The following is a 23,441-nucleotide window of genomic DNA, read 5'->3' on the forward strand; positions in this document are numbered from 1 at the left end:
GCATCGACCGCGTTCAATGCACTACCGTGGAAAAAGTCCCTGATTTCCACGTCCCAAGACCCCACTGCGACGGAGCCAGGGACCATTCCCCGCACACGCCGTCGTCTCCTCCGGCGGGCGCTGGTCGCGAATAAGATGGAATCTCCCCCGCGCCCCGGAGTGCTCTGGGCGTATCAGGGGATCATATGGTTTTCAATACCACTGGATGGGAATCCTGTGGATTCTGATGGGTGATATCGGGGGCCTTATTCCCTCCGATGACGGAAATCCGCCACTGTTCTTTCTTTGTACCTGTGCATGGCCTGTGGATAAGTTTGTGAGGATTTCGTGACAACCGCTGCATGAATGCCACGCCGGCCCATCACGAGGCCAGCGGCAAGCAGCAGCAGGGAGGGCAGCAGCGCCAGCAGCCAATGCCGGTCGGGGCGCTGGGGCGACTCGATCCAGACCACGGAATCGCTAGGTTCAACTGGCTGGCCGTCCCCCAGATCGGCAAGGATCGCGGCGATCAGCGGGCCGTTGTCGGCGGTGCGGCGGAAGCGGCCGGTGCCATGCGATCCCATTCCCACCCACAGATCGTCGTCCAGCAGATCGGCATCGGCGAGGATCACCGCCCTCCCCTGCCCGATCCGGCAATCGGCGGCGAGGCCGCCGGCGAGGATCGCGCAGGCGCCATCCGTCGAGGCGAGGCGGCCGGGGGCGCCGGGGCGCACGCGCCACACCGCGCCCGCCCATTCCACATCACGCAGCATCAGGGGATCGCCGCCGGCCGGCGACAGGGCGAGGCCCCAATGCGCGAGCAGCGGCAGCAACGGCGCCACGCCCGGCGGCCGCGCGGGATCGCCGGGGGGAAGCCGCGTAGGCCAGCGCAGGTCGGGATCGGCAAGCAGCAGCATCCGCCCCCCGCGCCGCACCCAATCGTCCAACGCCACCAATCCTTCCGCGTCGATGCGCGGCTGCACGGCCAGCAAGGGGCCGGGACCGGCAAGCGATCGCGGCCGCGCCGCCGCGAGGGGAAGGACATCGTGACGGGAGCGCAGGAGGAGCATGGCCGCGAGCGGACGCGACCGCCCGAGCGTTTCGGCCACGCCGCCTTCCGACCAGATCAGCGGCAGGCCGCTCAACAGATGCAGCGGCGGCCGGCGGGCGGGCGGCGGCGGATCGAGGGGGCCGAGCGCCACCCGCTCATAGGCCGCGACGGCACCGGGCAGCAGCGCCAGCCCCAAGAGCAAAGCCGCAGCAAGCAGGCGCCAACGCCGGCCGCCAGCCCAGCGGGCCAGGCGCAGGACCAGCTCGACGGCGGCCAGCAGCAGGATACCCGCGCCGAATATGCGCAGCGCCGCGATCGCGTCACCGGCCCCCTTGGCGGCCAGCCAAAGCGCCCCGCCCAACGTCGCGCCGGCCAGGCCCAGCGCCATCGCCGCAAGCCGGAAGCGCCATGGCCGGGCGGCAAGCAGGAGCGCGGCCGTGGCAAGGAGCCAGGGCCGGCACGCCAGAAAGGGGGTCCAGTCGGCACGGTCATGGCCCGCGATCGCGATCGAAAGCAGGCCGGCCAGCGTTTCCGCGAAAGCATAGGCACCGGCCCAGCAGGCAACGGCGGGCCAGCGTCCGGAGATGCGGGCCGGCACGGCCCCGCCAGAACCGGCCGCCATGTCAGGCGCGATCAGGGATGCGCCGCACCATCCGAAGGCGTCACATTGCCCTCGCCGGCTTCCGGCGCGGCGCCGGGGGCCACGCCGAGTTCGGCCAGCGGCNCCTTGGGCGGCCCCACCGGGGCGGCCGTGTTGGCAGTCTCTTCAATCACCACATTGCCCGTCGCGTCCGTCGAGACCGTCGGCTCGTCGCTGACCACCCCGAAGAAGGCCGCGGCGAACAATACGAGCACGAAGACGCCGGCAAGCCCGGTCAAACCGATGCGAACCCGCTGCATTCATTCCCTTCCACAAACGGAACCGAGGCGAACGCAATTCCACTTTGTGTAAAGCCTAACCCAGCCCGTCGCGCTTGTCGAACAGCTTATCGCACCAGCCACGGCGGCACCGTCAAGCCCTTCGCCGCCAGCCAATCCTGGTTGAAGAGCGTCGAAAGATAACGGAATCCCGAATCGCACAGGATGGTGACGATGGTGTGCCCAGGCCCCATCTGCTCGGCCAGGGCGATGGCACCGGCCACATTAATGCCGGATGAAAGGCCCACGCACAGCCCTTCGTCCATCAGCAGGCGATGCACCTGCTCCAGCCCTTCCTCGTCGGAAATGCGGAACTGCGTATCCACCGGCGCGCCTTCGAGATTGGCGGTGATCCGCCCCTGGCCGATGCCCTCGGCGACGGACGATCCCTCCGCCTTCAGCTCGCCCGTCTCATAATAGCTGTAGAGCGCGGCGCCGTGCGGATCGCTGAGCGCGATCACGACATCTTCGTCGAACGCCTTCAGCCCCATGCCCACGCCGGCCAGCGTGCCGCCGGTGCCCACCGCGCAGGTGAAGCCGTGGATCCGGCCGCCCGTCTGCTCCCAGATCTCGGCGGCGGTGGTGCGGATATGCGCCATGCGGTTGGCGATATTGTCGAACTGGTTGGCCCAGACCGCATTCTCCGTCTCCTCGGCGATCCGGCGCGAGGTGTGGACGAAATGGGCGGAGCTGGAATAAGGCGCGGCCGGCACCAGCACCAACTCGGCCCCCAGCGCGCGCAGCGTGTCCTTCTTCTCCTGGCTCTGGGTCTCCGGCATCACGATGATCGTGCGATAGCCCTTGGCATTGCCGACCAGCGCCAGGCCGATGCCGGTATTGCCCGCCGTCCCTTCCACGATCACGCCGCCGGGCTTCAGCAGCCCCTGCTCCTCGGCATCCTGGACGATGAACAGCGCGGCGCGATCCTTCACCGATCCGCCGGGGTTCATGAATTCGCATTTGGCAAGGATGTCGCAGCCGGTGGCGGCGCTGGGGCCGTTCAGGCGGACGAGCGGGGTATTGCCGATCAGCGCGAGGGTGTTCGGCGCGGTGGGGGCTATGGCCATGACCGGCAGATAGCCGAGCCTTCGCGCGGCCGGCAAGCGGGCTTCTGTTTGCCCGGGATACAGCGAAGCTTCGGGCGGCATCCGCGAATCCCGTCCGGCGGCGGGCCGCACCGTCAGTCCCATTATGAGGCATATCGTTGCGGCGATGCGGAACGGCTCGTCGTATCGGAAGCACCGCCTTCCGCCCCGGACCGGCGGCGGCATCGCCGCGGCAATGGCCCAGGACCGCGGGATTCGAGATTTTCCGACGCTCTGCCAAGATGTTGCGCAGAACCTTAAAACAGGACCGGATCGGCCCCTTGCGATGAAGGATTCTGCTGATAAGCTGCAGATGTAATAAATCTCAGGCTTGACGCGCGGTTGCAGCGCGTCAAAATCATCCCGCTATGCAAAAAGCCCCCCTGACGCTCGCGGCCGCGTCCCTCGCGGCCCTCCTCTCCCTTGCGGCCTGCAATACGGAACCGGAGACGGTCAACGCCGGCCCGGCCGATCCGGATGCCGCCAACCTGGCCGAGGCCCCGCCCGTGACGCTGCCGCCGGCGCTCAGCGCCAGCCGCACCTATCGCTGCAAGGACAACAGCCTCGCTTATGTCGATTTCTTCGCGGACGGCACCAGCGCCGATATCCGCGCGGAGAAGACCGGCCCCGCCACCCGCCTGACCGCGCCCGCCAAGGGCGAGCCCTTCGTCGCCGAAGGCTATAAGCTCACCGGCGACGGCACCAGCGTCACGCTCGAGCGGCCGGGCAAGGCCAGCCAGAGCTGCAAGGCCTGAACCCGATCCGCGCCCGCGCGGGCGCGCCTCCTTCCATCAGGCCCGCCGGACGGGCCATCCGAAAAGGCCGGCGGAGCGATCCGTCGGCCTTTTTCGTGAGGATTCAGCGGCGGCCGATCAGGCCTTGGCCGTCATCTCGTCCAGGCGGCGGCGGCATTCCTCGATCGAGACATCCTCGACATGGGTGGCGAGGGTCCACTGATGCCCGAACGGATCGGTCAGCGTGCCTGCGCGGTCGCCATAGAATTGATCGGCCACGGCGCGATCCTCCCTGCCGCCGGCCTCGATCGCCCTGGCGAAGGCCGCATCCACATCGGGCACGTAGATCAGCAGGCTCACGGTGGTGCCGCCCCGCGACCTGGGGCCGAGATGGTCCATGTCCGGCCATTCGTCGGCCAGCATGACATGCGAATCGCCGATCTTGATCTCGGCATGGCCGATGCGGTCGCCCATCGGCATGCGCAGCACTTCCTCCGCGCCGAAAGCCTGCTTGTAGAATTCTATGGCAGCCGCCCCGTCATCGACGACCAGATAAGGTGTGACGCTGTGGTAGCCTGCGGGAATCGGATCGACCATGGCAACCTCCCATTTTAAGAACATAATAGGAACATAGGCACGATTCGCGGCCCAAGTCGAATCCGAATCCACGGAGGGAACGGATAAAAGCGACGGGTGGTTCAAACGGCGGCCAATATGCTCTAGAGGGCGCGCGCATGACCGAGATCACTCCCCAGATCGTCGCCGAGCACGGCCTCTCCCCCGAAGAATATGAGCGCGTCCTCGCCGCCCTCGGCCGCGAGCCCAATCTGACGGAGCTCGGCATCTTCTCGGTGATGTGGTCGGAGCACTGCTCCTACAAGTCTTCGCGCATCCACCTGAAGAAGCTGCCGACCAAGGCGCCCTGGGTGATCTGCGGCCCCGGCGAGAATGCCGGCGTCGTCGATATCGGCGACGGCCAGGCCGCCATCTTCAAGATGGAGAGCCACAACCACCCATCCTATATCGAGCCCTATCAGGGCGCTGCCACCGGCGTGGGCGGCATCCTGCGCGACGTGTTCACCATGGGCGCGCGGCCGGTCGCCAACATGAACGCGCTGCGCTTCGGCCGGCCGGACCATCCCAAGATGCGCCACCTGATCGCGGGCGTCGTCCACGGCATCGGCGGCTACGGCAATTGCGTGGGCGTGCCGACGGTGGGGGGCGAGGTGAATTTCCACCGCGCCTATGACGGCAACATCCTGGTCAATGCGATGACGGTGGGCGTCGCCGAAACCGACAAGATCTTCTATTCGGCGGCGTCGGGCGTCGGCAATCCGATCGTCTATGTCGGGTCCAAGACCGGGCGCGACGGCATCCACGGCGCCACCATGGCCTCGGCCGATTTCGGCGAGGATTCGGAGGAGAAGCGCCCGACCGTGCAGGTCGGCGACCCCTTCACCGAAAAGCTGCTGATCGAAGCCTGCCTGGAACTGATGGCCTCGGACGCGATCGTCGCCATCCAGGACATGGGGGCCGCCGGCCTCACCTCCTCCTCGGTGGAGATGGCCTCCAAGGGCGGGGTCGGCCTGCTGCTCGACATGAACAAGGTGCCCCAGCGCGAAGAGGGCATGACCGCTTACGAGATGATGCTGTCGGAAAGCCAGGAGCGGATGCTCATGGTGCTGAAGCCCGGCAAGGAAGCCTTCGCCGAGGCGATCTTCCGCAAGTGGGAGCTGGATTTCGCGGTGATCGGCGAAGTCACCGACACCGGCCGCATGATCCTCGTCCACAATGGCGAGACGGTGTGCGACATCCCGCTCGCCCCGCTGGCGGACGAGGCCCCGCTCTACGACCGCCCGTCGCTCAGCCGCGAGGACTATGCCGCCTGGGCGAAGGTGGAGCCGCTTGGCGATGTGCCCGAATCGGCCGATCTGGGCGCCGATCTCGTCACGCTGATGGCGTCGCCCGATCTCGCCTCGCGCCGCTGGATCTGGGAGCAATATGACCACATGGTCGGCGCCGACACGGTGCAGCGCCCCGGTGGCGATTCCGCCGTCGTCCGCGTGCATGACACGGAGAAGGGCATCGCCATCTCCACCGACTGCACGCCGCGTTACTGCTATGCGGACCCCTATGAAGGCGGCAAGCAGGCGATCGCCGAATGCTATCGCAACCTCTCCGCGGTGGGCTCGCTGCCGCTGGCCGTCACCAACTGCCTGAATTTCGCCAATCCGCAGCGCCCGGAAATCATGGCGCAGTTCGTCGGCTGCCTGGACGGCATGGGCGAGGCCTGCCGCGAGCTTGCCTTCCCGATCGTGTCGGGCAACGTCTCGCTCTACAATGAGAGCAAGGCGACCGGGGGCGGCTCCGCCATCCTGCCGACACCCGCGATCGGCGGCATCGGCCTGCTGTCCGACTGGTCGAAATCCGCCACCGTCGCCTTCAAGAGCGAGGGCGACGGCATCTGGCTGATCGGCGGCAAGGGCAGCCATCTCGGCCAGTCCGTCTGGCTGCGCGAGATCCATGGCCGCGAGGCCGGCCCCGCGCCCACCGTCGATCTCGTCAAGGAGAAGGCGTCCGGCGATCTCGTCCGCAAGCTGATCGCCAACGGCACGGTGAACGCCGTCCACGATCTTTCGGATGGCGGCCTGCTGGTCGCGGTGGCCGAAATGGCGCTGGCGGGCGGCATCGGCGCCAGCCTCGATCCGATCGCCTCGGCGGCGGAGGCCTTCGGCGAGGATCAGGGCCGCTATGTCGTGACGGCAGCGCCGGGCGTGGACGTGCCGGGCGCCGTGCGGATCGGCGCCGTCGGCGGCCACAGCGTGAAGGCGGGCGACGGCGTCAACGTCCAGCTCGCCGACCTGCGCAAGGCGCATGAAGGCTTCTTCCCCAAGCTGATGGGCGCCGACGCCGCGCTCGCCTGATGCCCCTTCCCTCCCGCGCCATCGTGACGCGGGAGGGCACGGGCCCGATACGCGAGCCGACAGCCGCCCACACTCCGATCCCTGGCCGATCCCTGGCCGATCCCTGGCGGGATTTTCCGCCGCCGGCTTTGGTGCTAACAGGATCCCGCGAATTTTAGCGGAGGATCGTTACCCGGCTGCGCGCATCCATTCTTCACGTCATATTTCCGCAGGAACCGATGCGCGCCCGCCGAGTTGCGCCATGTGATCGCCCCCACCACCGGGCCGATCGCGGGATGGACGGGGGTATATCGATGGCGAATGCGAGCGGAACAGCCATATCGCGCTTCCTTGCGCTCGATAGCCTGCGCGGCATCTGCGCGAGCATGATCGTTCTCCTGCATTTCCACACGCCCGGGATCATCAGCAATTCGGCGCTGGTGAAGAACGGTTCGCTCTTCGTCGATTTCTTCTTCGTGTTGAGCGGCTTCGTCATTTCGGCCAGCTATGGCGACCGGATCACCAACGGCTTTTCCATCGGCAAGTTCATGGGGCTGCGCATGGGGCGGATCTATCCGCTCCACTTCTTCGTGCTGATGGTGTTCCTGGCGTTCGAGATCGTCTTCGCCACCGGCGTGCTGGGCCAGGCGGACCGGCAGCCGTTCCAGGCGCCCAACGACATCCCATCGCTGCTCGCGAGCCTGTTCCTGGTGCAGACCTTCATCGGGCCGGACGGCACGGGCTGGAACGGCCCGTCCTGGAGCATCGCCGTGGAGATGTGGACATATCTGATCTTTGCCTTCGTGTTCCGCTGGGCGCGGCCGATTCTGATCCCGCTCTGCCTCGTGCTCGCGGCGCTGTGCGGCATCTATCTGTTCAACCTCACCGATCGCTATCTGAACGTGTTCCACGATGGCGCGCTGGCCCGCTGCCTGTTCGGCTTCTCGCTGGGCGTGGTGGCCTTCCAGGCGCATAAATGGATCGCCGCCCGCAAGGAGCTTCCCGCCGCACTCGCCACCATGCTGGAAATCGCCGCCATCGTCATCACGGTGCAGATCGTCAGCATTTCGGGCTCCAAGCCCCTGTCGCTGATCGTGCCGCCCATCTTCTTCGGGGTGGTCCTGCTCTTCTCGCTCCAGCGGGGCGCGGTGGCGAAGCTGCTGCTGAAGCCGCCCTTCCTGCTGATGGGCACGCTTTCCTATTCGATCTACATGATCCACGGCTTCCTGGAATATCGCACCGTGAACGCGCTCGGCATCATCGAGAAGCTGTCGCACGGCAGGCTCGATCTGGTGACGACCATCGACGGCCATAACCAGGTCGGCGGATCGCCCTTGTTCGGGGATTTCATGTCGATCCTGATGCTCGCGATCACGATCGGCTTCGCCTATCTCAGCTATCGCTGGATCGAGCATCCCGCCCAGCAATGGTCGCGGCGGAAGCTCCGGCAGAAGCCCGCCGCCGTCCCGGCCGACCCGGTGGCGGCGGTGGCTCCTGTCCCCTGACCATCCGGGCCGGCCGGCGCCGGCCGGATATCAGGCGAGCTTGAACCCCTCCCAATTGGCGGCCGAGGTCAGCGCCTTGTTCTTCTCTTCGGAAAGGGCGGCATGGAGCTGCGGGAAGATCGATTCCTCCTCCTCGCGGATATGCGCTTCCAGCATGTCGCGGAATTCGGCGATCTCCATCGCGAATTCGGGCGCGTCCTTCGCCATCCGATCCAGCGTGAAGAGATATTGCTTCACATAGCCGTGATCGTGGTTGAGCTTGTCCGCATCCGCCTTGTCGCCCCAGTCGCGCAGCGCCGGGTAGATCACCGTCTCCTCGGTGAAGGTATGCTTCTCCAGCGCGTGGCGAAGCTGGGCGAGCAGGATGGCGCGGCGGCGCACCTGATCGCCGTCGGTCGCCTGCAGCGCATCGAAAAGCGCAAGCGCGGCGCGATGCTCCGCCTTCAGCGCCTCGAACCAGTCGCCGGTCAGCGCGCTCGGCGCCTGCATCGCCGCCCGGCGGCCGAAATTGGCGAGAAGGCCGGTCGCCAGGCCCGCCGCCGCCACGCCGATGATCGTCGCGGTGCTGGTCCGGTGATTGCCCGATCGATCGACGGCGCCCCGCGCGCTTCGCGCGGTGAACTTGCCGGTCGATTGCGAACGGGGCTGGGATCGGGCGGCATGTGACGTGCGGCCGCGATCGCCCTGTGCCGTGGTGGCCATGTGACGCTCCTTCAATGATTTATGCTTGTTCGCGTGCATGCAGCTACGTGCTTGTTCCTCAACCGCCGGCAGGGACGCATGTTCCGCGATTGACCGCATCGCCGGCTCGGGACATGGCGGGGCCATGACCGCCACGCCCCAGCGCCTCCCCACCCTAGACGGTCTGCGCGGGCTGGCGGTGATGGGCATCCTCCTCATGAACATCGCCGCCTTCGCGATGCCCTTTGCGGCCTATTTCAACCCGTTGGCCTATGGCGCGGCCGGCCCGGCCGAGATCGCGCTGTGGATGGTGGAGTTCGTCCTCGTGGACGGGAAGATGCGGGCGATCTTCTCACTGCTGTTCGGGGCCAGCCTGCTGATCGTGCTCGATCGCGCCAGGGCGGCCGGAGCGGATGGCGAGCGCATCCATTTCCGCCGGATGGGCTGGCTGCTGGCCATCGGCCTCGCCCATTTCTACTTCATCTGGGATGGCGACATATTGTCGCTTTATGCCGTCGCCGGCTGCGCGGCATGGTTCTTCGCGGAAGCGCCGCCGCGCGATCTGGTCCGCTGGGGGATGCTGCTGCTGGTCCTGCAGGGCGCGATGTTCGCGATCCTGTTCGCCGCCGTGGCCGGCGGGGCGCCGGACGGCGCGTCCTGGATCGACCTGCAGCAGGGATATGGCATCCCCCCGGCCGATGCCATCGCCCGGGAGCTGACGCTCCATCGCGGCCCCTATCTCCCGCAGGTCGTCCATCGGCTGACGGATTCGACGATGGTGCCGCTGGTGCAGATGCTGATGTTCGGGCCGGAGACGCTGGGCCTGATGCTGCTCGGCATGGCCGGCCTGCGCAGCGGCTTCCTGACAGGCGGCTGGAGCCGCGCCGGCTACGTCCGCGCCGCCCTGATCGGTTACGGCACCGGCCTGCCGCTCTCGCTGCTGCTCGCCGCATTCTGCTGGTGGCGGGGGTTCGACGCGCTCATCATGTTCGGCGCCGCCATGCCGCTGGGGCTGCCGGCCCGGCCGTTCATGGCGCTCGGCCATATCGCGCTGGCCATGATCTGGCTGACGGGCGGACGATCGGCCTTGCGCGATCGCGTGGCCGCCGCCGGGCGGGTCGCGCTTTCCAATTATCTCGGGCCGAGCCTGCTGATGACCGGCCTCTTCTACGGCTACGGCCTGGGTCTTTACGGCCGGCTCGATCGATTCGCCCTGCTCGGCATCGTCGTCGCGACCTGGGCGATCATGCTGGTCTGGAGTCGATTCTGGCTCGATCGCTTCGTCTACGGCCCCTTCGAATGGCTGTGGCGATCGCTGGCCCGTGGAAAAATGCAGCCGATCCGCAGGCAGGATATTGCGAGGCACTCTCAGTAGCGCTATCTCTCCTTCCGAAGACGGAGAGGCATTGATGGTCGTTTGCGTTTGCAACGCGATTCGCGAGAAGGATGTGCGGGAAGCCGCGCGGGCCGGACATAGCTCCCCCTGCCAGGCCTATGCGGCGCTGGGCCGCCGCGCACGCTGCGGACAATGCGTCCCATTCGCACGGGAAATCATCGCCTCCGAACGTGCGACTGCTTAGCAGCCGCAACTAAAAATCGGCGGAAATCCGCCATTTTTCGGTGATTTTCCAAGTCATTCCGGCTATGATCTTCGGCGTATAGCCGGAGATTCATCATGAAGGGCGACCCCAAGGTCATCGATTATCTGAACGAGGTGCTCAAGAACGAGCTAACCGCGATCAACCAATATTTCCTCCATTACCGCATGCTCGAACATTGGGGCGTCACCAAGCTCGCCAAGTTCGAATATGGCGAATCCATCGACGAGATGAAGCACGCCGACAAGCTGGCGGAACGCATCTTCTTCCTCGATGGCCTGCCCAACTTCCAGCTGCTCGGCCGGCTGAAGATCGGCGAGACGGTGGAGGAGATCCTCAAGGCCGATCTCGCGCTGGAGAACGAGGCCATCCCCCTGCTGCGCGACGCCATCGCCCATTGCGAGACGGTGCGCGATTATGTGACGCGCGATCTGCTGCGCGACATCCTCGACAGCGAGGAAGACCATGTCGATGCGCTGGAAAAGCAGTTCGACCTGATCGAACGCATGGGCATCCAGAACTATGTCCAGCTCCAGTCGGAGCCCGCGCACGAAAGCTGACCGGGGTTGAAGGGCCGTGGCGGGCGGCGCGGTCTCCCCCGCCCGCCCGGCCGGTTTTCCCCTTAGTCGCCGGCGCGGCTCGCCAGCATCTTGTCGATCTTGCGGCCGTCCATGTCCACGATCTCGAAGCGCCAGCCATCCTCGACGAAGCTCTCGCCCACCGTGGGCAGATGCTTGAGCACGGACAGGGCGAAGCCCGCGCAGGTCGCGTAATCGCGATCCTCGGGCAGCGGCAGGGCCAGCCGGTCGGCCATCATGTCCGCCGCTGCCGATCCCGAGATCAGCCAGCTTCCGTCCTCGCGCTCCACGAAGGGCGGATCGGTGCCTTCCTCCCGGTCGGACGCGAACACGCCGCCGATCGCCGCAAGCAGGTCGGCGGGCGTCACCACCCCTTCGAAATGGCCATATTCGTCGTGGACCAGCGCCATCGGCACCGCGGCCTCGCGCAGCGTCTCCAGCGCGTTCATCGCGTCCATCTGATCGGGCACGATCGGCGCCGGCCGGGCGAGCGCCCGCACATCGGTCGCCTCGCCCGCCAGGAGCGCCGCGACGATGTCGCGCGCCTGCACCACCCCGAAGATCGCATCCACCGATCCTTCCGCCACCGGCATCCGGCTGTGCGGCATCGCCCGCAGCCTTTCCGCTATGGCGGCGGGATCGGCTGTGGCGTCGATCCATTCGATCTCGGTGCGCGGGGTCATCACCTCGCGGACCGGGCGATCGGCCAGCCGGACCACGCCGGAGATGATCGCCCGCTCGCTCTCCTCGATCACGCCGGCATTGGACGCCTCGGCGACGATCAGGTGCAGTTCCTCCGCCGTCACATGGGTTTCGGATTCGCGGCGGATACGGAACAGGCGGAAGATCAGCGCGCTCGACCGGTCGAGCAGCCACACCAGCGGCGCGGTGACGCGCGACAGCCAATGCATCGGCGCCGCCACGATCGCGGCGATCGGCTCGGGCGAACGCAGCGCGAACTGCTTGGGCACCAGCTCGCCGATGATGAGCGAGACATAGGTGGTGAGCACGATGACGAGGCCGAAGCCCGCCTCGCCCGCGATCCGCGCCGGCACGCCGAGCCGGGCCAGCCGCTCGCCCACCGGCCCGCCCAGGCTGGCGCCCGAATAGGCGCCCGCCAGGATGCCGATCAGGGTGATGCCGATCTGCACCGTCGACAGGAACTTGCCGGGATCGGCGGCCAGATCGAGCGCGCGGCGCGCCCCCCGGCGCCCGGCCCGCGCCATCGCTTCCAGCCGCGGCTTGCGCGACGAAACGATCGCCAGCTCGGACATCGCGAACACGCCATTCAGGGCGACCAGCGCGATGATGATCACGCAATCGATCCAAGGGAAGGGCTGGAGGGGAATATCCGGCGGCATGGCGCGATATCCCCATAGAACGGAATCTTGCTGGTGGACAACAATCTCGTCATCGAAGATTCAGCACGGCGGCGGAACAAGCAGCCGCGGCCAAGGGTTTTGCCGCCATCAGCGAAGGGAAAGGGACAATCCATGCGGATCAGCACCAAGTTGGCCGGAGCGAGCCTGGCGCTTGCGGCCTTGACGACCTCGGCCTGCACGACCGATCCGGTCACGGGCGAGAAGAAGATGTCGAAGGCGGGGATCGGCTCGCTCGGCGGCGCCCTGGTCGGCCTGGGCGCGGGCGCACTGGTCGGCGGGCACCATAATCGCACCGAGATGATCGTGGGCGCGGGCATCGGCGCGATCGCCGGCGGCGCCATCGGCGCCTATATGGACCGGCAGGAGCGCGAGCTTCGCCAGAAGATGGCCGGCACCGGCGTGGAGGTGAAGCGCCAGGGCGACGAGATCCTGCTCAACATCCCGTCGGGCATCACCTTCGCCACCAACAGCTATGCGGTAGAGCCGCAGTTCCGCTCCACGCTGGATCAGGTGGCGCAGACACTGTCGAGCTACAACCAGACCTATGTGGACGTGTACGGCCACACCGATTCGACCGGGAACGATACGATCAACATCCCGCTTTCGCAGAACCGCGCGAAATCGGTGGCGGACTATCTCGCCACCCACGGCGTCGATCGGGCGCGGATCGGCACGCAGGGCTTCGGCTCCAGCCAGCCGATCGCATCGAACGACACGGTGGACGGCCGCGCCCAGAATCGCCGGGTGGAGATCAAGATCGTGCCCGTCACCGATACCAGCAGCTGACAGAGCCGGCCCTGACGGTCGCGAAGGGAGGGCGTCCATGGGGCGCCCTTCTTTTTGTCCGGTCAGCGCCGGGCCGCGAAGAAGGCCCTGAGCATCGCCGCCGCCTCGCCCTCGCCGATCCCGGCATAGACTTCGGGCCGATGATGGCAGGTGGGCTGCGCGAAGAATAATGGCCCGTGCGCCACGGCCCCGCCCTTGGGATCGGGCGCGGCATAATAAAGCCGGCGGATACGGGCGAGCGAGATCGCGCCCGCGCACATGGCGCAGGGTTCCAGCGTCACCCACAGGTCGCAATCGCCCAGCCGCTCGTTGCCGATCGCGGCGGCGGCACGGCGGATGGCCAGCATCTCGGCATGGGCGGTGGGATCATATTCGCCGCGCATCGCATTGGCGGATGTGGCGACCACCTTGCCCTCCCGCACGATCACCGCGCCCACCGGCACCTCCCCCGCCTCGGCGGCGGCGCGCGCGAGATCGAGCGCCAGGCGCATCGGTTCGGGCAAGGGAAAGCTCATCGCCCGCCTGTAGCCCGGCCGCAGCCGATGCGCGAGCGATGTCGGATCGAAAAGCTCAGTCCTTCTTATCGACGTCCACCGTCGGCACCTTCACCTCCTCCTTCCGCGTGCCGACATCGATCCGGGGCACATCCACGTCCCTGGTCGTGGTGCCGACCTTCACGTCGGCGGTCTTCACGTCGAACCGGGGCGCCTGTCCGCCCTCCACCGCGATACGGGGAAGCTGTCCCTTCTGCGTCTGGCTGATATCCACCAGCCCGGTGGCGAGAGCGCCGATCGCGGCCAGCACGACGATGATCCCGATTATGATAAGGGCCCGCATGTTTCACTTCCCTTCGATGCCGTTCCGGTGGTCAACGCAGGGGCGCGACGGGCGGTTGCATTCCATGCATTCGCACGACATGGGCATCCGCAAGGGTCATTGCGGTTGACGAATCCCTCGATCGCAGTTATCCGCGCCCACTTTCCGGGCAACCGAACACCTAGGACGAAATGACATGGCGCGCATCTGCGAGCTGACCGGCAAGGGCCGGCAGGTGGGACACAATGTTTCCCACGCGAACAACAAGACCAAGCGGACCTTTCTGCCGAACCTGCAGAATGTCACGCTGATCTCCGATGCGCTGGGCGAAGGCGTCAAGCTGCGCGTTTCGACGCACGGCCTGCGTTCGGTCGAGCATGTCGGCGGCCTGGACAACTGGCTGCTGAAGACCAGCGACGACAAGCTGTCGCTGCGCGCTCGCCGCCTGAAGCGCGAGATCGCGAAGAAGGCCGCGGCCTGATCTTCCGCGCGGGCGGCATCCCCGCCCGCGTCACCGCCCCGTTTCAGGGGCGGTCTCCTTATCGAGACGGAAGCGCAACAGCAGCGTCCGCTGGATGCTGCTGAAATTGTCGTCGGAGGCGATCCACAAGATCGCCCCGCGCGCATCCCGCGTTATCGCCAGCGCCTCCATATTGTCGACCGTCATCGGCGATGCCAGCCGGGCGATCTCCCGACCGCGCACGACGGCCCCCGGCCGGACGGCGGCAAGGTCGACGATCGAAATCACTGCCGAAACGCCGTCCATCAGCGTGAACCGCCGGTGGAGCACGATCAGCCGCCCGTCCGGCAGCGCCTGCGCGTCCGTCACCACATAGCCATCCGGCGGCACATAATCGAAGCGGTCCGCCCGCCCGCCCGCCACGGGATCGCCCGCGAACATCAGGGCCGCCCGGCTGCCGGCCACCCGCCCTTTCGCCTCCTCCGAAAAGACCAGGAAGCGGCCGTCCGCCAGCCGCACCAGCGCCTCGGGCCCGCCATTGCGCGGCCATTCCGCCATCGCCGCCGGCGCGACATGGCCGGTGGCGCGGCCAAGGCCCGGATCATAGCGCCAGATCGCATTCGCGCCCTCGAACCCCACCCAATAGGCGCCGCCCGGCCCACGCGCGAGGGATTCGCTGTCGCGGCCGCGCCCCGCCGGCCCATCGGGCAGCATGCCGATCACCCGGCCGGCCGGCGGCAGGTTGCCGCGCAGGCTGATCCGGAAGATGCCGCCCCGGTCCCCCAGCGCGATCAGGTCCTCACCGTCGGCGGCCAGCGCGGAGATGCCGCCGAAGCGCCGGTCCGCGCTCGTCAGCACCCAGCCGCCCAGATAGGCGAGCCCGCCGATCCGGGTGCGCGCGGGATCGCGCGGGTTGAGCGGCACCGCCTTCGCCACGATCGCGGCACCGCCCTCGTTCATCGCCGGCGTCCCGACTGAACCGCCAGCCAGCAACATCGCGCACAGGATCAATATCTTCCGCATCGCCAGCCTTCCTAGGCCCGATCCCCGCCGAAGGGAATCGTCGGCGCCCGCGCCGGGCAATCGCCATGCCGAGTGTCCCGCGCGCCAAGCTGAACGCCACCTAACCGGCCCGTTCAGCCACAACTCACGCGAATCGCGGCATAAGGGCAGCATGTCGAAGACGGCCAGCCGCGGGACGCAATCCCGCTCCAGGCGCCAGCGGCAAGGACAAGGAAAAGAGACATGTTCAAGACGATCGCTTTTTCCGCCGTCGCGGCGCTGACGGCAGCCACCATGGTCCCCGCCGCCGCCGAGGCGCGCGGCTATGATCGCGGCCATCACGGCTATAGCAACCAGGGCCACTATCGCGGCGGCGGCAACCATTATCGCGGCCGGCCAGCTTATTATCGCGGCTCTCCCCGCTATTATGGCGGCCAGCGTTATTATGGCGGCGGCCGGGGCTATTATGCCGATCGCGGCTATTATCGCGGCCGCTGCCGTGACAGCGGCACCGGCGGCACCATCATCGGCGCCATCGCCGGCGGCCTGCTGGGCAACGAGGTCGGCAAGAATACGGGCGGCTATTACGATCGCGGCAACGGCACCACCGGCGCCATCATCGGCGCGGGCGTGGGTGCGCTCGCCGGCCGCGCGATCGACCGCGATTGCTGATCGACAACCGCATCTGCGTATCCCTCGTGTAGCGTGAGAGGGGTGGGCCGGGGCTCCTGTGGAGCTCCGGCCCTTATTCTGTCCGGGTGCCCTATCGAGGCGCGGCGTCGAACAGGCCGGCGAGCTGCTCCACCATCGTGCCGCCGAGCTGCTCCGCATCCATGATCGTCACCGCGCGGGCATAATAGCGCGTCACGTCATGGCCGATGCCGATCGCCACCAGTTCCACCGGCGACCGGTTCTCGATCCAGCCGATCACCTGGCGCAGATGCTTTTCCAGATAGGCGCCGCTGTTCACTGAAAGGGTGGAATCGTCCACCGGCGCGCCGTCGGAGATGACCATCAGGATCTTGCGCTCCTCCACCCGGCTGATCAGCCGGTTGTGCGCCCAGAGCAGCGCCTCCCCGTCGATATTCTCCTTGAGCAGTCCCTCGCGCATCATCAGGCCCAGCGACTTGCGGGCATGGCGCCAGGGTTCGTCCGCGCGCTTATAGACGATGTGGCGCAGATCGTTGAGCCGCCCCGGCGCGGGCGGGCGGCCATTGGCCAGCCACTTCTCGCGCGATTGCCCGCCCTTCCAGGCGCGGGTGGTGAAGCCCAATATCTCCGTCTTCACGCCGCAGCGTTCCAGCGTGCGGGCCATGATATCGGCGGAGATCGCCGCGATCGAGATCGGCCGGCCGCGCATCGAACCTGAATTGTCGATCAGCAGCGTCACCACCGTATCGCGGAAATCGGTCTCGCGCTCGACCTTGTAGGACAGGGAATGGGCCGAATCGATGACGACGCGGGCCAGCCGCGCCGCATCCAGCAGCCCTTCCTCCTGGTCGAAATCCCAGCTCCGGTTCTGCTGCGCCATCAGCCGGCGCTGCAGCCGGTTGGCAAGCTTGGTGACGGCGCCCTGCAGGTGGACGAGCTGCTGGTCCAGATAGGCGCGCAGCCGGGTCAGTTCCTCCTCGTCGCACAGCTCGTTGGCGGCGACGACCTCGTCGAATTCCTCGGTATAGGCCTTGTAGTCGAATTGGGGGCCGAGATCGGCCAGCGGGCGGTTCGGCCGCACCGGCATGGTGCCCTGCTCGCCTTCGTCGCCGCTGTCGCTTTCCATTTCGGAAAGCGAATCCTCGTCCATGTCGACGCTCTCGCCGTCGTCCTCGGCATCCTCGCTCGCCTCGGCGCGGGCCTCCATCGGCGCATCGGACTGGCCGGAGCCGTCGTCCTGCTGGTCCTCGCCGTCCTCGCCCTCGTCCTGATCGTCGCCCTCGCCTTCCTCGCCGGCCTCCTGCTCGTCATCGGGCGTCATCTCGCCCTCGACCAGCTCGAGATCCTCGAGCAGGCGGGTGGCGAGCCGGGCGAAGGCAGCCTGGTCGTCCAGCGCCAGGCCGAGCGCGTCGAGATCGTGCCCGGCCTTCTCCTCGATCCAGTCCCGCACCAAAGCCAGGCCCTGCCGCGCCGATTCCGGCACGGGCTGGCCCGTCAGCCGCTCGCGCACCAGCAGGCCCAGCGCCGAGGACAGCGGCACCTCGTCCCGGCTGCGCGCGCGGACCAGCGGATCGGATTTCAGCCGCAGGTCCAGCGCATGGGCAAGGTTCGCCCGCACGCCTTCCATGGCGCGCGATCCGATCGCCTCCACCCGCGCCTGCTCCACGGCATCGAAGGCCGCGCGGGCGACCGCCTCGGCCGGCGCGTTGCGGGCGTGCAATGCGGTATTATGGTGCCGGAGGCGCAGCGCCGCCCCATCGGCGAAGCCCCGCGCCTCGGCCACCTGCTCGGCCGGCAGCGACCGGGCCGGCATCGGCACCTTGATGGCCTTGCCATAAGCCTGCGGCGCATCGGCGGCATAGCCGACCTCCGCCTCCGGCTCGTGCGAAAGCGCGCGCGCCGTGCCCCCCAGCACTTGGCGGAAGGCTTCGAGCGGGGTCTGCTGGGTCATCCGCGCCTCCACCGGCCCACGGATGGGCGGGGCGTCCTCACGCCTTGCCCACCACGCTTTCCGGCAGGTCCTTGCCGAACACGCGCTGATAATATTCCGCCACCAGCGGCCGTTCCGCCTCGTCGCACTTGTTGAGGAAGCTCAGGCGGAAGGCGAAGCCGACATCGTTGAAGATCAGCGCGTTCTGCGCCCAGCTGATCACCGTGCGCGGCGACATGACGGTGGAGATATCGCCGGCGATGAAGCCCTGGCGGGTCAGGTCCGCCACCTTCACCATGTTGTCGACCACCTTCTTGCCGTCCGGCTTGTCATATTCGCCGGACTTGGCGAGCACGATCTGCGCCTCGGTCGCCGCCGGCAGATAGTTGAGCGTGACGACGATGTTCCAGCGGTCCATCTGGCCCTGGTTGATCTGCTGGGTGCCGTGATAGAGGCCCGTCGTGTCGCCCAGGCCCACCGTGTTGGCGGTGGCGAACAGGCGGAAATGCGGGTTGGGCCGGATCACGCGGTTCTGATCGAGCAGGGTCAGCTTGCCCTCCGTCTCCAGCACGCGCTGGATCACGAACATCACGTCCGGGCGGCCGGCATCATATTCGTCGAACACGAGCGCGGTCGGCGTCTGCAGCGCCCAGGGCAGCAGGCCTTCACGGAATTCCGTCACCTGCTGGCCGTCGCGCAGCACGATGGCGTCGCGGCCGATCAGGTCGATGCGGCTGATATGCGCGTCGAGGTTGATGCGGATGCACGGCCAGTTGAGGCGGGCGGCCACCTGCTCGATGTGGGACGACTTGCCGGTGCCGTGATAGCCCTGCACCATCACGCGGCGGTTGAAGGCGAAGCCCGCCGCGATCGCCAGCGTGGTATCCGGATCGAAAACATAGGCCGGATCGAGATCGGGCACCCGCTCGTCCGCCTCGGAGAAGGCCGGCACTTCCATGTCGCTGTCGATGCCGAACAGGTCGCGCACCTTCACCATCTTGTCGGGGGCATCGAGCACCGTGGCGGCGCGGCTGTCGGGCTGGATGTTGGGCAGATCGGACATATCTCGCTCTCGGGCTCTACTCTCGAACTGAATCAGGCGAAGGCGGGTGCGGCCTTCAGATGCGTATAGGCGCTGATCACATCCTGCAAAGCCTTCTCGTGGCGCCTGTCGCCACCATTGCGGTCAGGATGATAACGGCGGACCAGTTCCGTATAACGCTTGCGGATCGCCTTCAGGTCGGCATCGGCCTTCAGCCCCAGCACCTGCAGCGCGCGGCGATCGCCCTCGCCCAGCGGCCGCCCGTCCGGCCGCGCCGCCCGCGCCTCGGCATAGCGCGCGCCGATCGCATCCAGCGGATCGACGAAATCCGCCCAGCGCGGGCCGGCGCCCGCCGCCGATGTCGAAAAGGCGCGCGTCTCCCGTTCCCAGCCGGCGAAAGGGCGCTGCGCATTCTCGATCTCGTCGGCGGTCATGCCGTCGAAGAAATTATAGCCGGCGTTGAACGCGCGCACATGATCGAGGCACATCCAGCGCCATTCGCCCGGCCCGTCGAAACCGGGCCGCGTGATGCCGGGCACGCGGAACTCGCCCGGCTCCATGCAGCCGGGATGCGCGCAGGGCCTGTCGCCCGTGCCGATCCGCCCGTGGAACCGATCCTGTCTCCGCCGCTGTTCGCCGCCGTCCGCCAACTTTACGTCTCACTCCCTTGGCCTCGATCGGGCTATATAGGCCCGATGATCGATATTCCCACCGCCTCCCGCCCCGGCCCCGTCGCCGCCGAAATCGCCAGCCGCCTGACCGCCGCCCTGTCGCCCGATCATCTGGCGGTGATCGACGACAGCGAGAAGCATCGCGGCCATGCCGGGCACGATGCGCGCGGCGAATCGCACTTCACGGTGGAGATCGTTGCCGCCGCGTTCGAGGGGCAGAATCGCGTGGCCCGCCAGCGCGCGGTCAACGCCGCATTGGCCGATCTTCTGCGCGATCGCGTCCACGCGCTCGCCATCCGCGCCCGCGCGCCCTCCGAGGCGGCGTGACGGAGCTTCGCCGCCAGCGCTTCGCGCTTCCCACCGGGGTGGAGCTGGACGTCACGCTCGGCGGCGAGGGCAAAGGCGATCCGCTGGTCTTCCTCCACGGATTTCCCGAATCGGCGCGGACATGGCGCCACCAGATGGCGAACCTCGCCGCCGATCATGCCGTCGCCGCGCCCGACCAGCGCGGCTTCGCGCGATCGTCCAAGCCGGCCAACGTGGCGGACTATGCCGTCGAGCATGTCGTCGCCGATCTGCTCGCGCTGGCGGACGCGCTGGGCTTCGCCCGCTTCACCCTGATCGGCCATGACTGGGGCGGGGCCGCGGCCTGGGCGGCGGCGCTGCGCCATCCCGATCGCATCGCCCGGCTCGTCATCGCCAATGCGCCCCACCCGCTGATCTTCCAGAAAAGCCTGATCGACGATTCCGCCCAGCGCGCCGCATCCCAATATATGCTGGCCTTCCGCGATCCCGGCATGGAGGCGCGCGTCGCGGAGATGGGGATCGAGGCCTTCTTCGACAAAAGCTTCGCCGCCCATGTGCAGGCCGGCGCCATCGATGCCGGGGAACGGGCGATCTACCTCGATCAGTGGCGCCAGCCGGGCGCCCTCACCGGCATGCTCAACTGGTATCGCGCGTCGCGGATCGTGGTGCCGGCGATCGGCGAAACGGTGGAGCGGCCCGATTGGATCGACGCCCCCTTCCCGCCGCTCGCCATGCCCGCGCTGGTGATCTGGGGGATGCGGGACAAGGCGCTGCTGCCCTGCCAGATCGAAGGGCTCGGCCCGCTGGTGCCCGATCTCAGCATCGTGCCGATCGAGGATGCCGGCCATTTCGTGCCGTGGGAAAGGCCCGCCGCCGTAACCGCCGCGATCCGCGCCTTCCTTGCGGAGACGCGCCCGAGCGACTAAGCCCGCCCGCGCCATGGCCGATCCGATCATCATTGCCATTCCCAAGGGGCGCATCCTTGTGGAGACACTGCCGATGCTCGCGCGCGTCGGCATCGTGCCCGAAGCCGCCTTTTCGGACGAGGACAGCCGCGCGCTGCGCTTCGCCACCAATCAGCCCCATATCGGGCTGATCCGGGTGCGCGCCTTCGACGTCGCGACCTTCGTGGCCCATGGCGCGGCGCAGATCGGCATCGTCGGATCGGACGTGCTGGACGAGTTCGATTATTCGGAGATCTACGCCCCCGTCGATCTCGGCATCGGCCGCTGCCGGCTTTCGGTGGCGGAGCCGGTGGAGATGGCCGCCGGCGACGATCCGCGCGAATGGAGCCACGTCCGCGTCGCCACCAAATATCCCGGCCTCACCCGCCGCCACTTCGCCGCGCGCGGCGTGCAGGCCGAATGCGTGAAGCTGAACGGCGCGATGGAAATCGCCCCCGTGCTGGGCCTCGCCAGCCGCATCGTCGACCTCGTCTCCTCCGGCCGCACCCTCAAGGAAAACGGCCTGGTCGAGGTGGAGACGATTTGCGAGGTCTCCGCCCGGCTGATCGTGAACCGCGCCGCCTTCAAGACCCGCGCGGAGGAGATCGCGCCGCTGGTCGAGGCGTTCCGCGCGCTGGTGGCGGAGGAAGGGCAGCAGGATGCCGCTTAGGCTCGACAGCCGCGATGCGGGCTTCGCCGCCGCCTTCGATGCGCTGGTCGATGCGCGGCGCGAGGCGGACGAGGATGTATCCCGCGCCGTCACCGCGATCCGCGCCGATGTCCGCGCGCACGGGGATGCCGCGCTGGCGGAGCTGACCCGCCGGTTCGACGGCCACGACCTCGACGTCACCGGCTGGCAGGTGCCGAAGGCGGAACGGCAGGCAGCCCTCGCCGGCCTCACTCCCGATCTGCGCGCCGCGCTCGAACTGGCGGCGGAGCGCATCCGCGCCTACCACGCCGCCCAGCGCCCGGCGGACAGCGAGACGGTGGACGCCGCCGGCGTCCGCATGGGCGCGCGCTGGCGCGGGGTGGATGCCGCAGGTCTCTACGTCCCCGGCGGGCGGGCCGCCTACCCTTCCTCCGTGCTGATGAACGCCATTCCCGCCAGGGTGGCCGGCGTCGAGCGGCTGGCGATGGTGACGCCGACGCCCAAGGGCGAGACCAACCCGCTGGTGCTGGCTGCCGCCGAGATTGCCGGCGTGGACGAGGTGTGGCGTGTGGGCGGCGCGCAGGCGATCGCGGCGCTGGCCTATGGCACCGATCGGATCGCGCCGGTGGACGTGGTGGTCGGCCCCGGCAACGCCTGGGTGGCGGAGGCGAAGCGCCAGCTTTACGGCGTGGTCGGCATCGACATGGTGGCCGGCCCGTCGGAAATCGTGGTGGTGGCCGATGGCGCGAACGATCCGGCCTGGATCGCCGCCGACCTGCTGAGCCAAGCCGAGCACGACCCGACCAGCCAGTCCATCCTGTTCACCGACGATGCCGCCTTCGCCGATGCGGTGGCGGCCGAGGTGGAACGGCAGCTCGGCACGCTTGCCACGGGTGCCACCGCCTCCGCGAGCTGGGCGGCCAATGGCGCGATCATCCTTGTTGGCGACCTGCTGGAAAGCGCGCCCCTGATCGATCGGCTGGCGCCCGAGCATCTGGAGCTGGCGCTGGCCGACCCCGAGCCGCTGTTCGCCGCCGTGCGCCATGCCGGATCGGTGTTCCTCGGCCGCTATACGCCGGAGGCCGTGGGCGATTATGTGGGCGGGCCGAACCATGTGCTGCCCACCGGCCGCCGCGCGCGCTTTTCATCCGGGCTTTCCGTGCTCGACTTCATGAAGCGGACGAGCTTCCTTGCCTGCGACGCCGCCTCCATCGCCCGCATCGGCCCCGCCGCCGTGGCGCTGGCCGAAGCCGAGGGCTTGCCCGCCCACGCCCGATCTGTAGCTGTGAGATTATGACCAAGACCAACGCCAAGACCAACGAGCGTTCGCGCGCCCGCAGCGCCGCCCGGCTCTTCGCCGTGCAGGCGCTCTACCAGCATGAGATGGAGAAGACCCCCATCCCCAAGCTGCTGGACGAGTTCCACCAGCACCGGCTGGGCCGCACGATCGAGGACGTGACCTATGCGCACGCCGAGACCGATTTCTTCGACGATCTCGTGCGCGGCGTCGATGCGCGGCGGGAAGAGATCGACGCGGCGATTACCGCCAAGCTGGCCGCCGGCTGGTCGCTGGAACGGCTGGACAAGCCGATGCGCCAGATCCTGCGCGCCGGCACTTATGAGCTGATCGCCCGCATCGACGTGCCGACCGCGACCGTGATCAGCGAATATGTCGACGTGGCCGACGCCTTCTACGACAAGCGCGAAAAGGGCTTCGTGAACGGCCTGCTCGACGCGGTGGCCAAGGCGGCGCGGGGATGATCCCCGCCC

At 67.8% G+C, this 23,441-nt stretch carries 25 protein-coding genes; 14 read left to right on the plus strand and 11 right to left on the minus strand.

Annotated features, from left to right (window positions below):
- Positions 1-245 precede the first annotated feature (245 nt).
- On the minus strand, positions 246-1,652 hold the full coding sequence (locus BHE75_RS16100; protein WP_070934465.1) for a hypothetical protein: 1,407 nt from the start codon (positions 1,650-1,652) through the stop codon (positions 246-248).
- A gap of 364 nt (positions 1,653-2,016) precedes the next feature.
- The gene (locus tag BHE75_RS16110) at positions 2,017-3,015 is read right to left on the minus strand and encodes a cysteine synthase A (RefSeq protein WP_041865181.1); all 999 of its coding nucleotides are present in this window, start codon (positions 3,013-3,015) and stop codon (positions 2,017-2,019) included.
- Positions 3,016-3,401: 386 nt separating this feature from the next.
- On the opposite strand from BHE75_RS16110, the gene BHE75_RS16120 reads away from it, so the two are divergent.
- Positions 3,402-3,788: a hypothetical protein gene (locus BHE75_RS16120; RefSeq protein WP_070934468.1), complete on the plus strand. Its 387-nt coding sequence runs from the start codon at positions 3,402-3,404 to the stop codon at positions 3,786-3,788.
- Between the two features lie 117 nt (positions 3,789-3,905).
- Here BHE75_RS16120 and BHE75_RS16125 read toward each other — a convergent pair whose 3' ends face one another.
- Positions 3,906-4,364 carry a VOC family protein gene (locus BHE75_RS16125; RefSeq protein ID WP_015457866.1) on the minus strand — a complete coding sequence of 153 codons (459 nt, stop codon included), beginning with the start codon at positions 4,362-4,364 and terminating at the stop codon, positions 3,906-3,908.
- 137 nt (positions 4,365-4,501) lie between these two features.
- On the opposite strand from BHE75_RS16125, the gene purL reads away from it, so the two are divergent.
- Together purL and BHE75_RS16135 are read left to right on the plus strand one after the other, a co-directional pair.
- Positions 4,502-6,691, plus strand: coding sequence for a phosphoribosylformylglycinamidine synthase subunit PurL (purL, locus tag BHE75_RS16130; protein WP_070934469.1), 2,190 nt, complete (start codon positions 4,502-4,504; stop codon positions 6,689-6,691).
- A gap of 293 nt (positions 6,692-6,984) precedes the next feature.
- Positions 6,985-8,175, plus strand: a complete 1,191-nt coding sequence (locus BHE75_RS16135; protein ID WP_254684469.1) for an acyltransferase family protein — start codon at positions 6,985-6,987, stop codon at positions 8,173-8,175.
- A gap of 30 nt (positions 8,176-8,205) precedes the next feature.
- On the opposite strand, the gene BHE75_RS16140 is transcribed toward BHE75_RS16135, so the two are convergent.
- Complete coding sequence (locus tag BHE75_RS16140) at positions 8,206-8,877, minus strand: hemerythrin domain-containing protein (RefSeq protein WP_015457869.1); 672 nt, start codon at positions 8,875-8,877, stop codon at positions 8,206-8,208.
- A gap of 124 nt (positions 8,878-9,001) precedes the next feature.
- Here BHE75_RS16140 and BHE75_RS16145 point away from each other — a divergent pair, with 124 nt between their 5' ends.
- The 3 genes from BHE75_RS16145 (at position 9,002) to bfr (ending at position 11,014) form a co-directional block, all read left to right on the plus strand.
- Positions 9,002-10,231, plus strand: a complete 1,230-nt coding sequence (locus BHE75_RS16145) for a DUF418 domain-containing protein (protein WP_070934470.1) — start codon at positions 9,002-9,004, stop codon at positions 10,229-10,231.
- 34 nt (positions 10,232-10,265) lie between these two features.
- Entirely contained in the window at positions 10,266-10,436 is a 171-nt protein-coding gene (locus BHE75_RS23460; RefSeq protein WP_015457871.1) for a (2Fe-2S)-binding protein, read from the plus strand.
- 95 nt (positions 10,437-10,531) lie between these two features.
- A complete protein-coding gene (gene bfr / locus BHE75_RS16150) occupies positions 10,532-11,014 on the plus strand; it encodes a bacterioferritin (RefSeq protein ID WP_015457872.1) in 483 nt (160 codons plus the stop codon).
- Between the two features lie 62 nt (positions 11,015-11,076).
- Here the strand turns inward: bfr and BHE75_RS16155 are convergent, their stop codons facing one another.
- The gene (locus tag BHE75_RS16155; protein ID WP_015457873.1) at positions 11,077-12,393 is read right to left on the minus strand and encodes a hemolysin family protein; all 1,317 of its coding nucleotides are present in this window, start codon (positions 12,391-12,393) and stop codon (positions 11,077-11,079) included.
- Between the two features lie 132 nt (positions 12,394-12,525).
- Here BHE75_RS16155 and BHE75_RS16160 point away from each other — a divergent pair, with 132 nt between their 5' ends.
- Positions 12,526-13,200 (plus strand): OmpA family protein, encoded by a 675-nt coding sequence (locus BHE75_RS16160; protein WP_015457874.1) that lies wholly within the window; start codon positions 12,526-12,528, stop codon positions 13,198-13,200.
- 62 nt (positions 13,201-13,262) lie between these two features.
- Here the strand turns inward: BHE75_RS16160 and BHE75_RS16165 are convergent, their stop codons facing one another.
- Both BHE75_RS16165 and BHE75_RS16170 read right to left on the minus strand, forming a co-directional pair.
- On the minus strand, positions 13,263-13,691 hold the full coding sequence (locus tag BHE75_RS16165) for a nucleoside deaminase (protein WP_254684554.1): 429 nt from the start codon (positions 13,689-13,691) through the stop codon (positions 13,263-13,265).
- 79 nt (positions 13,692-13,770) lie between these two features.
- Positions 13,771-14,037 carry a hypothetical protein gene (locus tag BHE75_RS16170; RefSeq protein WP_015457876.1) on the minus strand — a complete coding sequence of 89 codons (267 nt, stop codon included), beginning with the start codon at positions 14,035-14,037 and terminating at the stop codon, positions 13,771-13,773.
- 175 nt (positions 14,038-14,212) lie between these two features.
- On the opposite strand from BHE75_RS16170, the gene rpmB reads away from it, so the two are divergent.
- Complete coding sequence (rpmB, locus tag BHE75_RS16175) at positions 14,213-14,497, plus strand: 50S ribosomal protein L28 (RefSeq protein ID WP_015457877.1); 285 nt, start codon at positions 14,213-14,215, stop codon at positions 14,495-14,497.
- A 30-nt stretch (positions 14,498-14,527) separates the two neighbouring features.
- Here rpmB and BHE75_RS16180 read toward each other — a convergent pair whose 3' ends face one another.
- Complete coding sequence (locus tag BHE75_RS16180; protein ID WP_070934472.1) at positions 14,528-15,499, minus strand: esterase-like activity of phytase family protein; 972 nt, start codon at positions 15,497-15,499, stop codon at positions 14,528-14,530.
- Positions 15,500-15,721: 222 nt separating this feature from the next.
- Here BHE75_RS16180 and BHE75_RS16185 point away from each other — a divergent pair, with 222 nt between their 5' ends.
- Positions 15,722-16,150, plus strand: a complete 429-nt coding sequence (locus BHE75_RS16185; RefSeq protein ID WP_015457879.1) for a glycine zipper 2TM domain-containing protein — start codon at positions 15,722-15,724, stop codon at positions 16,148-16,150.
- A gap of 91 nt (positions 16,151-16,241) precedes the next feature.
- On the opposite strand, the gene cobT is transcribed toward BHE75_RS16185, so the two are convergent.
- The 3 genes from cobT to BHE75_RS16200 are packed head-to-tail and all read right to left on the minus strand — an operon-like array spanning position 16,242 to position 19,751.
- Entirely contained in the window at positions 16,242-18,080 is a 1,839-nt protein-coding gene (gene cobT / locus BHE75_RS16190; RefSeq protein WP_015457880.1) for a cobaltochelatase subunit CobT, read from the minus strand.
- A gap of 37 nt (positions 18,081-18,117) precedes the next feature.
- Entirely contained in the window at positions 18,118-19,122 is a 1,005-nt protein-coding gene (cobS, locus tag BHE75_RS16195; protein WP_015457881.1) for a cobaltochelatase subunit CobS, read from the minus strand.
- Positions 19,123-19,154: 32 nt separating this feature from the next.
- Entirely contained in the window at positions 19,155-19,751 is a 597-nt protein-coding gene (locus BHE75_RS16200; protein WP_015457882.1) for a J domain-containing protein, read from the minus strand.
- Between the two features lie 45 nt (positions 19,752-19,796).
- Here BHE75_RS16200 and BHE75_RS16205 point away from each other — a divergent pair, with 45 nt between their 5' ends.
- The 5 genes from BHE75_RS16205 to nusB are packed head-to-tail and all read left to right on the plus strand — an operon-like array spanning position 19,797 to position 23,432.
- On the plus strand, positions 19,797-20,099 hold the full coding sequence (locus tag BHE75_RS16205) for a BolA family protein (RefSeq protein WP_070934473.1): 303 nt from the start codon (positions 19,797-19,799) through the stop codon (positions 20,097-20,099).
- Positions 20,096-21,004: an alpha/beta fold hydrolase gene (locus tag BHE75_RS16210; protein WP_070934474.1), complete on the plus strand. Its 909-nt coding sequence runs from the start codon at positions 20,096-20,098 to the stop codon at positions 21,002-21,004. Before BHE75_RS16205 ends, BHE75_RS16210 begins: the two co-directional genes overlap by 4 nt.
- A 13-nt stretch (positions 21,005-21,017) precedes the next feature.
- Entirely contained in the window at positions 21,018-21,692 is a 675-nt protein-coding gene (hisG, locus tag BHE75_RS16215) for an ATP phosphoribosyltransferase (protein ID WP_070934475.1), read from the plus strand.
- Positions 21,682-22,968: a histidinol dehydrogenase gene (hisD, locus tag BHE75_RS16220; RefSeq protein ID WP_070934476.1), complete on the plus strand. Its 1,287-nt coding sequence runs from the start codon at positions 21,682-21,684 to the stop codon at positions 22,966-22,968. Before hisG ends, hisD begins: the two co-directional genes overlap by 11 nt.
- The gene (gene nusB / locus BHE75_RS16225; protein ID WP_015457887.1) at positions 22,965-23,432 is read left to right on the plus strand and encodes a transcription antitermination factor NusB; all 468 of its coding nucleotides are present in this window, start codon (positions 22,965-22,967) and stop codon (positions 23,430-23,432) included. Before hisD ends, nusB begins: the two co-directional genes overlap by 4 nt.
- The last annotated feature ends 9 nt before the right edge of the window (positions 23,433-23,441 follow it).

Origin of the sequence: Edaphosphingomonas haloaromaticamans (assembly GCF_001853345.1) — a bacterium.
Classification (GTDB): Bacteria; Pseudomonadota; Alphaproteobacteria; order Sphingomonadales; family Sphingomonadaceae; genus Sphingomonas_E; species Sphingomonas_E fennica.

Coding starts and splice junctions, on each gene's coding strand:
- BHE75_RS16100 (WP_070934465.1), bottom strand. CDS start 1,652: ATGGCGGCCGGTTCTGGCGGGGCCGTGCCGGCCCGCATCTCCGGACGC.
- BHE75_RS16110 (WP_041865181.1), bottom strand. CDS start 3,015: ATGGCCATAGCCCCCACCGCGCCGAACACCCTCGCGCTGATCGGCAAT.
- BHE75_RS16120 (WP_070934468.1), top strand. CDS start 3,402: ATGCAAAAAGCCCCCCTGACGCTCGCGGCCGCGTCCCTCGCGGCCCTC.
- BHE75_RS16125 (WP_015457866.1), bottom strand. CDS start 4,364: ATGGTCGATCCGATTCCCGCAGGCTACCACAGCGTCACACCTTATCTG.
- purL (WP_070934469.1), top strand. CDS start 4,502: ATGACCGAGATCACTCCCCAGATCGTCGCCGAGCACGGCCTCTCCCCC.
- BHE75_RS16135 (WP_254684469.1), top strand. CDS start 6,985: ATGGCGAATGCGAGCGGAACAGCCATATCGCGCTTCCTTGCGCTCGAT.
- BHE75_RS16140 (WP_015457869.1), bottom strand. CDS start 8,877: ATGGCCACCACGGCACAGGGCGATCGCGGCCGCACGTCACATGCCGCC.
- BHE75_RS16145 (WP_070934470.1), top strand. CDS start 9,002: ATGACCGCCACGCCCCAGCGCCTCCCCACCCTAGACGGTCTGCGCGGG.
- BHE75_RS23460 (WP_015457871.1), top strand. CDS start 10,266: ATGGTCGTTTGCGTTTGCAACGCGATTCGCGAGAAGGATGTGCGGGAA.
- bfr (WP_015457872.1), top strand. CDS start 10,532: ATGAAGGGCGACCCCAAGGTCATCGATTATCTGAACGAGGTGCTCAAG.
- BHE75_RS16155 (WP_015457873.1), bottom strand. CDS start 12,393: ATGCCGCCGGATATTCCCCTCCAGCCCTTCCCTTGGATCGATTGCGTG.
- BHE75_RS16160 (WP_015457874.1), top strand. CDS start 12,526: ATGCGGATCAGCACCAAGTTGGCCGGAGCGAGCCTGGCGCTTGCGGCC.
- BHE75_RS16165 (WP_254684554.1), bottom strand. CDS start 13,691: ATGCGCCTGGCGCTCGATCTCGCGCGCGCCGCCGCCGAGGCGGGGGAG.
- BHE75_RS16170 (WP_015457876.1), bottom strand. CDS start 14,037: ATGCGGGCCCTTATCATAATCGGGATCATCGTCGTGCTGGCCGCGATC.
- rpmB (WP_015457877.1), top strand. CDS start 14,213: ATGGCGCGCATCTGCGAGCTGACCGGCAAGGGCCGGCAGGTGGGACAC.
- BHE75_RS16180 (WP_070934472.1), bottom strand. CDS start 15,499: ATGCGGAAGATATTGATCCTGTGCGCGATGTTGCTGGCTGGCGGTTCA.
- BHE75_RS16185 (WP_015457879.1), top strand. CDS start 15,722: ATGTTCAAGACGATCGCTTTTTCCGCCGTCGCGGCGCTGACGGCAGCC.
- cobT (WP_015457880.1), bottom strand. CDS start 18,080: ATGACCCAGCAGACCCCGCTCGAAGCCTTCCGCCAAGTGCTGGGGGGC.
- cobS (WP_015457881.1), bottom strand. CDS start 19,122: ATGTCCGATCTGCCCAACATCCAGCCCGACAGCCGCGCCGCCACGGTG.
- BHE75_RS16205 (WP_070934473.1), top strand. CDS start 19,797: ATGATCGATATTCCCACCGCCTCCCGCCCCGGCCCCGTCGCCGCCGAA.
- hisG (WP_070934475.1), top strand. CDS start 21,018: ATGGCCGATCCGATCATCATTGCCATTCCCAAGGGGCGCATCCTTGTG.
- hisD (WP_070934476.1), top strand. CDS start 21,682: ATGCCGCTTAGGCTCGACAGCCGCGATGCGGGCTTCGCCGCCGCCTTC.
- nusB (WP_015457887.1), top strand. CDS start 22,965: ATGACCAAGACCAACGCCAAGACCAACGAGCGTTCGCGCGCCCGCAGC.